The sequence below is a fragment of the Sulfuricurvum sp. genome (genome assembly GCF_022759005.1).
In the GTDB taxonomy this organism is placed as follows: Bacteria; Campylobacterota; Campylobacteria; order Campylobacterales; family Sulfurimonadaceae; genus Sulfuricurvum.
This window is the reverse complement of sequence record NZ_JAEMQA010000011.1, coordinates 37290-50037: the sequence shown is the minus strand read 5'-3', so window position 1 is coordinate 50037 and position 12748 is coordinate 37290. Positions and strand designations below refer to the sequence as shown.

At 45.0% G+C, this 12748-nt stretch carries 17 protein-coding genes; 12 read left to right on the top strand and 5 right to left on the bottom strand.

The genetic code is table 11. From position 1 onward, the window contains the following. The first annotated feature begins 8 nt into the window (after window positions 1-8). From JHC35_RS00770 to rplS, 12 genes are all read left to right on the top strand, one after another. Window positions 9-731: a Nif3-like dinuclear metal center hexameric protein gene (locus tag JHC35_RS00770; protein WP_295041471.1), complete on the top strand. Its 723-nt coding sequence runs from the start codon at window positions 9-11 to the stop codon at window positions 729-731. 61 nt (window positions 732-792) lie between these two features. Beyond that, window positions 793-1515 carry a C4-type zinc ribbon domain-containing protein gene (locus JHC35_RS00765; protein WP_295041470.1) on the top strand — a complete coding sequence of 241 codons (723 nt, stop codon included), beginning with the start codon at window positions 793-795 and terminating at the stop codon, window positions 1513-1515. Then, complete coding sequence (waaA, locus tag JHC35_RS00760) at window positions 1508-2695, top strand: lipid IV(A) 3-deoxy-D-manno-octulosonic acid transferase (RefSeq protein ID WP_295041469.1); 1188 nt, start codon at window positions 1508-1510, stop codon at window positions 2693-2695. The genes JHC35_RS00765 and waaA overlap by 8 nt, the downstream gene beginning before the upstream one ends. Beyond that, the gene (locus JHC35_RS00755) at window positions 2673-3410 is read left to right on the top strand and encodes an RluA family pseudouridine synthase (protein ID WP_295041468.1); all 738 of its coding nucleotides are present in this window, start codon (window positions 2673-2675) and stop codon (window positions 3408-3410) included. The genes waaA and JHC35_RS00755 overlap by 23 nt, the downstream gene beginning before the upstream one ends. Before the next feature lie 69 nt (window positions 3411-3479). After that, complete coding sequence (locus tag JHC35_RS00750; protein WP_295041467.1) at window positions 3480-3719, top strand: hypothetical protein; 240 nt, start codon at window positions 3480-3482, stop codon at window positions 3717-3719. Window positions 3720-3722: 3 nt separating this feature from the next. Then, a complete protein-coding gene (locus JHC35_RS00745; protein WP_295041466.1) occupies window positions 3723-3983 on the top strand; it encodes a type II toxin-antitoxin system RelE/ParE family toxin in 261 nt (86 codons plus the stop codon). 159 nt (window positions 3984-4142) lie between these two features. After that, window positions 4143-5489 carry a signal recognition particle protein gene (gene ffh, locus JHC35_RS00740; protein ID WP_295041465.1) on the top strand — a complete coding sequence of 449 codons (1347 nt, stop codon included), beginning with the start codon at window positions 4143-4145 and terminating at the stop codon, window positions 5487-5489. A gap of 145 nt (window positions 5490-5634) precedes the next feature. Beyond that, entirely contained in the window at window positions 5635-5865 is a 231-nt protein-coding gene (gene rpsP / locus JHC35_RS00735; RefSeq protein ID WP_013459360.1) for a 30S ribosomal protein S16, read from the top strand. A 2-nt stretch (window positions 5866-5867) separates the two neighbouring features. Beyond that, window positions 5868-6107: a KH domain-containing protein gene (locus JHC35_RS00730; RefSeq protein WP_295041464.1), complete on the top strand. Its 240-nt coding sequence runs from the start codon at window positions 5868-5870 to the stop codon at window positions 6105-6107. Continuing rightward, window positions 6088-6642 carry a ribosome maturation factor RimM gene (gene rimM / locus JHC35_RS00725; protein ID WP_295041463.1) on the top strand — a complete coding sequence of 185 codons (555 nt, stop codon included), beginning with the start codon at window positions 6088-6090 and terminating at the stop codon, window positions 6640-6642. The genes JHC35_RS00730 and rimM overlap by 20 nt, the downstream gene beginning before the upstream one ends. Next, a complete protein-coding gene (trmD, locus tag JHC35_RS00720; RefSeq protein ID WP_295041462.1) occupies window positions 6642-7337 on the top strand; it encodes a tRNA (guanosine(37)-N1)-methyltransferase TrmD in 696 nt (231 codons plus the stop codon). Before rimM ends, trmD begins: the two co-directional genes overlap by 1 nt. After that, window positions 7327-7686 carry a 50S ribosomal protein L19 gene (gene rplS, locus JHC35_RS00715; RefSeq protein WP_295041461.1) on the top strand — a complete coding sequence of 120 codons (360 nt, stop codon included), beginning with the start codon at window positions 7327-7329 and terminating at the stop codon, window positions 7684-7686. Before trmD ends, rplS begins: the two co-directional genes overlap by 11 nt. Before the next feature lie 390 nt (window positions 7687-8076). Here the strand turns inward: rplS and smpB are convergent, their stop codons facing one another. The 5 genes from smpB to JHC35_RS00690 form a co-directional block, all read right to left on the bottom strand. Further along, the gene (gene smpB / locus JHC35_RS00710; RefSeq protein WP_295041460.1) at window positions 8077-8529 is read right to left on the bottom strand and encodes an SsrA-binding protein SmpB; all 453 of its coding nucleotides are present in this window, start codon (window positions 8527-8529) and stop codon (window positions 8077-8079) included. Between the two features lie 230 nt (window positions 8530-8759). Further along, window positions 8760-9521: a 4-(cytidine 5'-diphospho)-2-C-methyl-D-erythritol kinase gene (locus JHC35_RS00705; protein WP_295041459.1), complete on the bottom strand. Its 762-nt coding sequence runs from the start codon at window positions 9519-9521 to the stop codon at window positions 8760-8762. Further along, window positions 9518-9748 (bottom strand): carbon storage regulator CsrA, encoded by a 231-nt coding sequence (csrA, locus tag JHC35_RS00700; protein ID WP_295041458.1) that lies wholly within the window; start codon window positions 9746-9748, stop codon window positions 9518-9520. Before csrA ends, JHC35_RS00705 begins: the two co-directional genes overlap by 4 nt. Further along, window positions 9742-10563: a tRNA pseudouridine(55) synthase TruB gene (gene truB / locus JHC35_RS00695; protein WP_295041457.1), complete on the bottom strand. Its 822-nt coding sequence runs from the start codon at window positions 10561-10563 to the stop codon at window positions 9742-9744. The genes csrA and truB overlap by 7 nt, the downstream gene beginning before the upstream one ends. Next, entirely contained in the window at window positions 10564-12612 is a 2049-nt protein-coding gene (locus JHC35_RS00690; RefSeq protein WP_295041456.1) for a UvrD-helicase domain-containing protein, read from the bottom strand. Between the last annotated feature and the right edge of the window lie 136 nt (window positions 12613-12748).

Below are 12748 nucleotides of genomic sequence, written 5' to 3'. Positions count from 1 at the left end.
TATGAAAAATGACGGTCAAAGAGATCTACACCTATTTAGATGCCCTCTCTCCGTTTGCGATGCAAGAGGGGTGGGATAACTCCGGATTGTTGGTCGGCGATTTTGCCCAAAAGATCACCCATGTGGTCCTCAGCATCGACATCGACGAAGAGCTGATCGCATCAATCCCTGAAAACGCGTTGCTGATTACCCATCATCCGGTGATTTTCGGCGGGCTGAAACAATTGCAGTTCAACCAATATCCCGCAAAAATCGTAGCACCGATGATCCGAAAAAATATCACCAATATCGCAATGCACACCAATTTCGACCAAACGCACCTAAATGATTATGTTGCGAGTGAAGTTTTGGGGTACCCCATCATCGCCAAAGAGGGGTTTGTCGCCTATCTGGGGATAGATGAGCCCTACGATACCTTTGCCGCAAAGATCAAAATGGCATTAGGATTACCGCATACCCGAGGGGTGAAATGTCATGAGCATATCCGAACGTGCGCATTGGTCACCGGATCGGGGGCATCGCTGATGCGCAATATCGAAGCCGATTGTTTTTTGACGGGTGACATCAAATACCATGATGCTATGGAAGCGCAGGTGCTTGGATTGTCGATGATTGATATCGGTCACTATGAGAGCGAACGCTATTTTGGCGAGGTTTTAGAGAGACATTTGGAAAAATTAGGATTGAGTGTTATAATTTCACCATCAAAAAACCCCTTCACCTATCTTTAAGTGTAAAAGGGCATCTTAAATGCCCTGTATTAGGTAATTGTGTAACTCCAAAAGGAACCGTATGAACAAACACCTTGAACAACTGATCGAACTCTCACAAGTAGACAAAGAGATCGACGCGTTTGAACCGCAAATCGAAGAAGCCAATCTTCAATACGAAGCGTTGATGGCGACAAAAAACGGCATTGCCAATGAAATCAACACATTGAAGCAAGAGATCAAAGACGAACAGATCAAAAAACACAAAAATGAGCTTCATCTTGCAGAACTCTCTTCAAAATTAGAAGAGAACGCTAAAAAAAGCGGTGAAGTTAAAACTGAACGTGAAATGAAATCGCTTCAACTCGAAGAAGAGATCGCAAAAGAGCAAGTGAGCTTCGCGAACGAAGAGATTGAACGTTTGGAAAAATTGATCGATCACAAACAAAGCAAAATCGACGAGCTTGAAGCGAAAGCAGCTGAAATCGATAGCACGCTCTCTACGGTTAAAGCCGATGTCGATGTTAAATTGGCACGTATTGACGAAGAGCGCAAAGAGGTATTTGCTCGAAAAGAAGCATTGGTCGGCACTATGAACCAAAAAGGGTTGTCGTTCTACCAAAAAATTCGCCGCTGGGCAAAAAATACCACTGCCGTACCGGTTCGTAATCAAGCATGTATGGGATGTTATATGGCAGTTAGCGATAAAGTCTATTCCGATGTTATCAAAGGCGAAGAGATCACCATGTGTCCTCACTGTGGTCGTATTTTATTTTTAGAGCCTTCTGACGCTATCGGTGCGTAACGTAGCGTTCGATCTTTTTTATACTTTGGTTGCGGCGGTTTTTTACGCCGTAGCTTTCCCCTTATTGCTCCTCTTTTCGTTCAAGAAAAAATATCGAGACTCGATTCCGGCACGATTTTTTGGCATCAAAAACCCTCCTTTTCAACCGCATGACATTTGGTTTCATGTGTGTTCTTTGGGGGAAGCAAAAGCAATCGCTCCTATAGTGGAGAAATTGGGTAATAAAAAGATTGCTATCAGTGTCATAACCCACACGGGGTATGAAGCCGCGTCTAAATACGTTGCACAGGTGCGCTACCTCCCCTATGAAATATGGCTATGGTTTTGGATTGAACGTCCTAAAACTGTTGTCGTCTTGGAAGCGGAGTTTTGGTATTTGTTGTTTCGTTTGGCCCATACGCGCGGCGCGCGGGTTGTTGCGCTCAATGCCCGCATCAGCGATCGCAGTTTTCCGAAGTATTATCGTATGCGGTGGTTTTATCGGATTTTATTGTCACAGTGTGACCGTGTCTTTTGCCAAAGTGCAGAGGACATGGCCCGTTTTATCGCTTTAGGGGCTGCGAATGTCGAAGTGGTCGGGAATATCAAACTCTCCCAAAAGATCGAAGCGACAAAGCATTATGAGAAGCCGACGGGGACGGTGATTGTCGCCGCCAGTACCCATGAGGGGGAAGAGGAGGGGATACTCCGAGGTTTTATCGCCTATCGCGAGCATAACCCCTCCGCCAGATTGTTAGTGGTTCCTCGCCATCCTGAGCGGTTTGCCAAAGTGGGAGAGTTGATTGAGAAAAGTGTGCCTCAGATGAGTGTTGAGCGCTGGAGCCAATCGCAATCGTTGGAGAGTGATATTGTCCTCATCGATGCGATGGGGGAGTTGAATAACCTCTATGCCATCAGCGATGTAGCTATCTTAGGGGGAGCATTCGCACCGATCGGAGGGCATAACCCGCTTGAGCCGGCAACGTTCGGATGCAAGATTATCACGGGCGAGCAGATGTTTTTACAGCGGGAGCTGTTTAAATACGTCTCTCATGTGCAGTTTACCTCACTGGAGGGGATCGCAGATGCGTTGAAAAATGCGGAAACGATGCCCCCTTCGCAGATCAACGGAAGCGTCGATCTGCAAAAAGTACTCAATTATTTAACGGAGAATGAAAATGGAAAAACCAAAAGCGTATAAGCTCTTAGCGGAGCAAGAGGGAATATCCAACTCTGAGGCCAAATCACTGATCGATCGCGGTTTGGTTTATGTCGGAAATCACAAAGTGATGATCGCACGGGGTGAAATCAGTCCCAAAACGGTCTTTATCGTCCAAAAAGTGGAAAAAGTGCGTCCGATATTTGAAGACGATAATCTTATTGTTGTCGATAAACCGGCATTCGTCAACTCCGATGAGATCGAACGTCAGTTCAAAGGCTCACAGTTGCTCCATCGACTTGACCGCGAAACGAGCGGTGTGCTGATGCTGGTGAAAAACGAAGAGTTCCGTTTAAAAGCGATCAGCGAGTTTAAAAAAGACCGTGTCTACAAAGAGTATGTCGCATGGGTAGAGGGATTGGTAACCGAGCCGATGGTGATCGATCAACCTCTCATTACCGAAAAAAAAGGGAACAAAGCCCATACGAAAGTGGCAAAAAAGGGTAAACCCGCTATTACTGAAGTGACCCCGCTCGAAGTGTCGGGGAAAAAGACCAAAGTGCAGTTGATCATCCATCACGGACGAACTCACCAAATCCGTGCCCACATGAAATACGCGCAACACCCGATCATCGGGGATGAATCATACGGCGGACGACAATCCAAACGTGTAATGCTCCATGCCAAAAAAGTGACGTTGCTCGGACAAACATTTGAAGCACCGGAGCCGAAAGTATTTGGGCATTTCGGGAGTTAAATAAGTTTCGTCGTTGTTGACAACTCTCTTTATTGAATGTATAATTGTCCATATAAATAGAGGTGCATAATGGGCAAATATGTTAATGTAACAAAAATGAGTATTACTTTAGACAATGATGTAGTGACGGAGCTTAATGCAATTGCCAAAGAACTCAATGAAAAGAAAAGTCATCTTATTGAGAATGCATTGATGATTTATTTTGATATGCTAGATGAAAAGCTAGCGGATAAGCGTTTACGTGAACTTGAATCAGGAACAGTTAAGGCAATACCGGCTAAAGATGTGTGGAAAGAGCTTGGACTGTAGTCGATGTACGCTATAGAGTTTTTGCCCTCTGCCAAAAAAGAGCTTTCAAGCTTGGATTTTGCTATTCAAAAACAGCTTAAAGAAAAAATTATCCTTCTAGCAACCGACCCCTCACAGCTTAAAAATAATATCAAAGCACTCAAAGGGGAGTACGCAGGAAAATTTCGTCTGCGTGTTCGAGATTATCGGATTATATTTCGTATCAAAGAAGAAAAAGTTCTTATTATGATTGTTCGTATCGGACATCGTAAAGAAGTCTATTGACATTTAACGCCTGACCTGTATTTTGACCTGTATTTTGTATTTTGATGGAAAAGCTGGATTCCCGCCTTCGCGGGAATGACGGCAAAGCATAGTTGAAGAAAAAATTAAGTATAATTTGAAACTTTTTAAACCCTGTAACCAAAGCATTTAGGAGCTGAAGTGTTTGATACACTAACCGAATCGTTTACCTCCGCCATTCGCAAAATTCGTTTTCACGACGATGAAAAGGCGCTGACTAAGGCATTGGGCGAGCTGAAAAAAGCACTCCTCAAAGCCGATGTAAATCATAAAGTTGTAAAAGAGTTGATCGACTCCGTCGAGATCAAAACCAAACAAAGCGGCATCGGTAAAGATCAGTTCTTGGATGCGTTGCGTACCTCTTTGTATGCACTTTTGGATGTCAAAGGCAAATCAGGGTTTGTCTACGCTCCGGTATCCCCAACCGTTATTTTGATGAGCGGTTTGCAAGGTTCGGGTAAAACAACGACAACGGGGAAACTCGCAAATTGGCTCAAAGTGCGCCAAAAGAAAAAAGTTCTCGTCGTAGCGGCAGACTTGCAGCGTCTTGCGGCGGTTGAGCAGCTTCGCCAAGTGTGCGCAAGCATTGATGTTGAACTTTATGCCGATGACGCAACAAAAAATCCGGTCGAAGTCGTCAAAGCGGCACTCGATCATGCTAAAAAAGTGCTTGTCGATGTCGTATTGATCGATACCGCAGGACGTTTGGCGATTGATGATGAGTTGATGGGTGAATTGGCGGAAGTCAAAGCGGCTGCCAACCCGCATGAGATTTTCTACGTCGCCGACTCCCTCTCGGGTCAAGACGCGGTTCGTACCGCCGCGACGTTTAACGAGAAAATCGGGATTGACGGGGTTATCCTCACCAAATACGACGGGGACTCCAAAGGGGGCGTTGCTCTTGGGATCGCTTCTCAAATTCAAGTCCCGCTTCGCTTTATCGGTGCGGGCGAAAAAATGGAAGATCTCGAAATCTTCTTGCCGGATCGTATCGTCAACCGTCTTATGGGGCTCGGTGATATCGAAGGGCTTGCGGAGCGTACCGCTTCGGTTATTGATGAGAAAAAAGCAAAACAGCTCAGCAAAAAGATCAAAAAGGGTGAATTTAACTTTAATGACTTTTTAGAGCAAATGGAGAGTCTCAAAAAGATGGGAAGTATGAAATCAATTCTCGGTATGATTCCGGGAATGGGGAACATGGCTTCCGCGCTCAAAGATTTCGATTTGGAAAACTCCAGCCAGCTCAAACAGATCAAAGCACTGGTCTCTTCAATGACGGTCAAAGAGCGCGAAGATCCCGAATTGTTGAACAACAGTCGAAAAGCCCGTTTGGCAAAAGGGTGTGGGCTGGACATTATCGAGGTGAACCGTATTTTGAAACAGTTTAAAAATGCCTCGAAAATGGCGAAAAAATTCTCAGGCAAGCAGGGGATGAAGGAACTTCAAAGCATGATGGGACAGATGCAGGGGATGCGTTTACCGCGCTAACCCGTGCAAAGAACGCTAAGATAGCCGCTTTTCGAAGCGTTTATCTCAGCGTTCAAGCGATTTTGCGGTTTTTCTTTTGCTTTTGTGGGCAAAACACTCTGCAAAGTTTCTTTAACGCGAAACAATATAACATAAGGAACACACCATGGCAACAGTCATCCGTCTTACCCGTATGGGACGTAAAAAACAACCTTTCTACCGTATCGCAGTAACCGATAGTCGCAAACGCCGCGACGGCGGTTGGATCGAATTGATCGGTTACTACAATCCGATGACAGACCCTATCACTACAAAAGTAGATGAAGAGCGTCTAAACTACTGGTTGAGCGTCGGTGCTCAAATGTCAGACCGCGTTAAAAAAATTACCGGTAAATAATCATGGTTGCGGACTTCGTCGCAGGTTTTGCTAAATTAATAGCGTCTTATCCCGAAGAGATTCGGGTAGAATCGTTTGATGGCGACGAAGTGACCGAAATCATTTTGTATGCCAATCAAGCCGATGTAGGCAAGCTGATCGGAAAAGAGGGAAAAATGATCGGAGCGATCAAAACCGTCATTTCCGGATGCAAAGCCAAAGACGGAAAAAGTTACCGAATCAATGTCGAACCGCTTTCGTAATTCAGCTTCGGCAGATCTTCTTCATGTTGCCACTTTGGGTCGCACCGTCGGCTTAAAAGGGGACATGAAATTGAACCTCTTCACCGATTTTCCCGAACAATTCATCCCGAATGCTACGTTTAGCCTTGAAAACGGCAAAGAGGTGATTCTCTCCTCCTATAACCCTGAGCGGGAACTCGTTCATCTCAAAGGGATCGATACTCCAGAAGCGGCAAAAGCTCTCACAAACGCAAAATTATTCACAACGTACGAAGCGACGCGCGAGCGCTGCAATTTGAACGATAATGAGTTTTTTTGGTTTGATTTATTGGGTGCCAGTGTTGTTGAGGGGGAAATCCGTTTAGGTTCCGTGCAGGAGATTGAACGGATCGGTGCACAGGATTACCTTTTGGTCAAAACGGATGAAGCATTGGTATCCAAAGGACTTCCTTCCACCTTTTTAATTCCGTATATTGATCATTTCGTGATCAAAACGGATGCTGTCGCAAAATTGATTAGTGTAACGGGCGGGTTAGATCTGTTAGAGGCGTCTTGATGCGCTTTACCTACGTCACTATTTTCTCCAACTTGATCGAGGGCTATTTTCAAGATTCTATCCTCAAACGGGGGATAGAATCAGGAAAATTTTCGGTCGATTTTCTCAATCCCAGAGATTTCAGCGCATCCAAACATCACAAAGTTGACGATACTGCCGCAGGCGGCGGTGCGGGAATGGTGATGACACCGCAACCGCTGTTTGATGCGCTGAATTCATTGCCGAAAAATGCCCATATGATTTTCGTCGCTCCGGTAGGAAAACAATTTACCCAAAACGATGCAAAACGCCTCTCCAAAAAGGAGCATATCGTATTCGTCAGCGGACGGTATGAGGGGATCGATGAGAGGGTGATAGAACGTTTCGCCGATGAAGTATTCAGCATCGGCGATTACGTCCTCACCGGTGGAGAACTTCCCTCTTTGGTGATGACCGACGCGATCGTTCGAAATATCGACGGAGTGCTCGGAAATAGCGAGTCTTTGGAGTATGAGAGTTTCGAATCTCCACTCTTGGAAGCTCCGACGTTTGGAAAACCCCCGATCTATGAGAATATGAGTGTTCCATCAGAATACTTAAAGGGAAATCATAGTAAAATCCGTGCACTAAAATCGTCTCTGTCTGAATGCAAAACTGCATACTTCAGGCCGGAGCAGCTTCAAAAGCATAAACTAAGGACATCTTATGAAAAATAAGTATATTGCAAGCTTCGAACAAGCGCAAATCGCTAGTAAAAACATCCCTGAGTTCCGCGCAGGTGACACTCTTCGTTTGGCAGTAACCATTACAGAAGGTGATAAATCACGCGTTCAAAACTATGAAGGTATCTGTATCTCTATCCGTGGAGAAGGTACTGGTAAAACTATTACTGTACGTAAAATCGGTGCTAACGGTGTTGGTATCGAGCGTGTATTCCCAATCTACAGTGACAGCCTCGAGAAAATCGAAGTTCTTCGCCGTGGTCGTGTACGTCGTGCGAAATTGTTCTACCTTCGCGACCTTGCCGGTAAAGCAGCGCGTATTAAAGAAATCCGCCGCAAATAATCTCCCTGCCGCTTTTCGAAGCGGTACTTTTCTTTTCACTTTGGCCTTTTATTATTCCATTTTGTAAAAATAACAAACTGACTTTGTTTCTTATCATGATAATAAATGGTGTTTTCTGAAACGATAAATCCGTAGGAGTAGATTTTGGATTTTTTCCCGATCTGTTTGGGAAGATGGAGAATGAGTATGGAGTAATTATTAGACTTCTTGTATAGCCTCTAAAATGTATTTTTTACACCGTTCTCCCTGAGCCTGTCGAAGGGTGTTTTGTTCATGGTTCGACAAGCTCACCACGAATGGAAAGCTGGGTTATGCAATATTCTTCATACATTGAGGGGTGAAAGGGGGTTTTGTAGATCTTTGAGGTGAAGCTCGTCTATGTCTACCATGTTACTCCCCTTTGAGTGCCCGTTCAATATCGCGTTTGATGCTTTTTTCTTTTAGATCATCCCGTTTATCGTAAAGTTTTTTCCCCTTGGCGATAGCGACTTGCATTTTAGCGATATTTCGATCGTTGAAATAGATGCTGAGCGGTACGAGGGTAAATCCCTCTTTCTCTACCGCTTTGAACATTTTATCGATCTGTTTTTTGTGAAGGAGCAGTTTGCGGCTTCCCCGCTCTTCATGCGCATAAAAACGGTGGGTTGTATCAAGTACGCCGATATGTACGCCGAAAACGAACGCTTCGCCGCGAACAATTTTGATGAATCCGTCTTTGAGATTGACACGACCGGCACGGAGTGATTTGACTTCACTCCCTTTGAGTACTAATCCTGCTTCGAATTTTTCTTCGATGTAGTAGTCAAAAAAGGCTTTTTTATTGGTGGCGATATTTTCACCCAAAACGTTCTCCTTGAAATCCCGTTATATGGTGCAACGATAAATCTGGTCGCACATAGATATAGGATGATAGCGCATGTTCCCTTGTAGTTTCTACATAAGAATATAGCTTGAATTGATGATTTGCATAATCTTTAAAGCAAAACGAAATAAAATGAAACATAAATTATTTTAGGTCGCCAAAATCTACCGAAACTGCAAGTAAATAATTTTCGGCACATTGTGCCAAAATTCTATATTTTTTTAAAAAAACTGCTTCCGCTACCGGAGAAAAACCACCCCTCTTTTTCAGTAAGCTCAGCATAACATCCCAGTGCAGAAAGATACAGATCGTTTGCCTCTTTAGGGCTCATGGAAGCGAGTATATCGCGCGAAGAAGTTGATTCGAGGCGTATCGCCTCCTCGGGAGTGATCGGATTATAAAGGTGCTCTCGGTAATAACGGTAGACCGCAGGGGTACTGATCTGGATGTCGGGGGTGACGATCTCTAAGTCCAAAAGTGGTTCGTCATAGCGTTCGACAATCTCTCCGATGCCGCGTACATTAGCACTCTCATAGCCGTAGACGAAAAAAGGGACATCCGCACCGACGGATGAACCTATCTCTGCTAGCTCATCAACACTTAGCCCCAACTCAAGCTCTTTGTTACACATTCGCAAAAAAGTTGCCGCATCCGAACTTCCACCGCCCAAACCTGCGAAAGAGGGGATTTTTTTATCGACACAAACGGCATGTTCTTCGAAGAAAACGGACAGCTTATTGGAGCGTGTAGAGCTTTGGAGATATTTATAGGCTTTGTAGATGGTGTTGGAGTGAACTTCGCAATCAAAGTTACCCCGAATTTCAAATTCGGGTGTCGATTTTTTTTCAAACCATAGGGTATCAAAAAGAGAGTTAACGCGCATAAATCGGGAGGAGAGGGTGTGATAATCGCCTCTCATACCGGTAATTTTGAGGAAAATATTGACTTTTGCGTAGGCTTTATAACGGATCATAATTTGAATTTTTGGGCGAGTTGGTGCAGTAAAGATTCATCTTGATGGGTTGAAGCTTCTTTGTTGGAATCTTCTACCGCACGGATCAATTCGCTGCGTAGAACTCGTATATTGTGAGGCGCATCGATCCCGAGTTTTACGACCCCTTTTTCGATGGATACCACTTTGACCGTAATCGTATCGGCGATAATGATCGATTCTTCGGCTCTTCTGGAGAGAATCAGCATGCTTCAACCTTATTGAGAATATAACGGACACCATCAGGGGCTATCTCGATGATAGAGATAGTTTCACCGTTGTCGATCCAATACGTTCCATCATCTTGCAGATCAAAATCTTGACGTTGCAAGGGTTGCCCCAACAGAACGGTTTCTAATCTGCCATTATAGCGGTTTTTCGTGATTCCGAGAGAGGATTTGACGTCAAGTTCTTTCTCGTTTTCAAAAATGAACTCTCCTTCATTGAGGCGTTCCAGTGCCGTAAGGGCACCGTTTACTCCAAGCGCTTCGGCGATAATTTCACCCAGTGAGCGGATATAGCTCCCCTCTGATACGGTGGCTTCAAAGGTAATGAAAGGGTGGCAATAGTGAATGAGTGTGAGATCGTAGATGGTTGAGGTGATGGAGCGCATATCCACCTCTTTACCTTCACGTGCGAGTTCATAGGCCCGCTTACCGTCAATCTTTTTGGCACTGTATTTCGGCGGGAGATAGGTAAGTTCACCGATCAATGAAGCAAAAAGAGAACGGATTGTATCCTCAGATACGGGAGATACGTCATCGATCGTTTCAATTTTTTCAATATCGAGGGTCGGTGAGTAGGCTCCGAGCCACAATGTCGCGCGGTAGCGTTTGGGGGCTTTGTTCAAAAAACGAAACAATCGTCCGTGATTGCCGAATGCGACAATCAATACCCCTTTTGCAAAAGGATCTAGTGTTCCTGAATAGCCCGCTTTTTTGACACCGTAGCGCCGTTTTAGACGACCGAGGAGTTGATTCGAGCTGATTCCCGTAGGTTTATAGGCGACAAAGAGACGGTTCAATCAGAGTTTCTCCACGAATGAGGCGAGAATTTCCCGTTTGTTGCCCCCGAAGTTGATGCTGAGTTTAAATTCGCGTCCCGCTTTGCTCACCCCCTCAACCCGACCAGCACCGAAGATTTTATGGCGTACCAAATCCCCTTTTTTATAGGAGGTATTTTTTTCGAGGATCAAAGAGCCTTCGCACAATCCCGCTTCGTTGATAAAGCGGCTTTTTTGCAGTTCGGTACGGCGCCCTTTGTAAAAACGGCTGTTGACGCTGGAGAGGGTGAGGTTGGTTTTGGCACGGGTGAATGCGACATACCCAAGACGCCGTTCCTCTTCGAGATCGCTTCCGTCCCCGATCAGCGGCAAGAATCCCTCTTCCAAACCGATGACGAAAAGGTGTTCGAACTCCAGCCCCTTGGAGGCGTGGATACTCATGATGTAGATACTCTCCCCCTCGACCTGATCTTGTTCGCTTTGTAGGGTGATGTCGTTGAGGAACTCCGCGAGTGTCGCCTCGGGATTTTGTTTGACATAATCACGAAAAAGTCCGTAAAACTCATCAATATTGGCGATCTTTTCCGCTTCATCTGGGAGCCCTTTTAGGGTCTCTTTGATTTTGAAACGCTCTTCGAGCAGATCGATAAAACGGTAAATCGCCTCATCGGCCACGCGGCGAAGTTCAAGAATTTCAGCGACAAAATCACGCAACTCTCCGGCACTTTTTTTCCGCACCAATGCTTCGAGATCCACGTCGCTGATGGTCGAGATAAACTCGAACATCGATTTGCCCGCTTCGATCGAAGAGAGCTCTATTTTATCGATGGTGGCTTTACCCAGACCCCGTTTGGGTTTATTGATAATCCGTTTGAGGGAGAAGTTATCGTGGACATTGGTAATGACACGCAGGTAGCTGATGAGATCCTTGATCTCAGCACGATCATAGAATCGTAATCCCCCTACGAGTTTGTACGCAACTCCGGCGCGGTTTAGCCCCTCTTCGAGAGAGCGGCTGAGGGCGTTGATCCGATACAATACCGCTATTTCGTTGGGACGGACCCCTTGGTTAATCAACTCTTTGATCGCTTTGGCGATCTTTTGAGACTCTTCACTCTCATCGTTGGAGCTGATGGTTTTGACTTCATCTCCGCCGCTTTTGGTAGCGATAAGGGTTTTTCCGAGTCGTGAGCGGTTATGCTCAATAAGAGCATTGGCTACGGTGAGGATCGGTTGTGTCGAGCGGTAATTGTGCTCAAGTTTCACCACCATTGCATCTTCAAAATCTTGATCAAATTCGAGAATGTTGCGAACATGCGCACCGCGCCAGCCGTAGATGCTTTGATCGTCATCCCCTACGACGCAGAGATTGTTATGGGTGCTGCACAGTTTTTGAAGGAGTCGTAGTTGCAATTCATTGGTATCTTGATATTCATCGATCATGATGTAGCGGTATTTCTCCGAGGTTTGTTTACACAGATCGGGATGTTCATCGAGCAGTTTATAAGTGAGACACAGCAGATCGTCAAAATCGACAAGGTTGTTTTTAAGAAGATAGGCTTCGTACTCTTCATAAATTTTGGCGATGTGTTTGTAGTTGGTGAGTTCTGCCTGAGCATAGGCCTCTTGCGGATCAATCAAGGAGTTTTTATAGCGTGAAATCTCCGAAGCGACAAGGGCGGTAGGGAGATCGGCATTGATCTTTTTAATGATCTTTTTTTTATCGTCGGTATCGATGACGACGAAATTATTGGCACGGCCGAGCAGATGGATATGAAATTTTAAAAAGAGCAGACCAAATTTGTGAAATGTACAGAGTAAAGGGGGGTAGGAGTTTTGACTAATCAGATTCATTGCCCGCTCACGCATCTCTTTGGCGGCTTTATTCGTAAAAGTGAGTGTCAGCGTGTTGCTTGCCGGGATACCGACTTGATCGAGCAGATATGCCAAACGTGTTGTAATGGTTTTGGTTTTTCCGCTCCCCGCCCCCGCTAAAATGAGCAATGGACCGTCAATCTGCTCTACCGCACTGCGCTGCGCTTCGTTAAGGTCTGAGAGAATTTTATCCATGCCGCTGTTATCCTGCTTCGATGTATATAGTTAATTTATTATAGCCCAACTTTTCTGTTTTTAAAATTCCATGGCGAATTGTCAGAAAAAATGATAGTAAACTCTTGAATTGGTTATAATTATGAGTTATAATAGC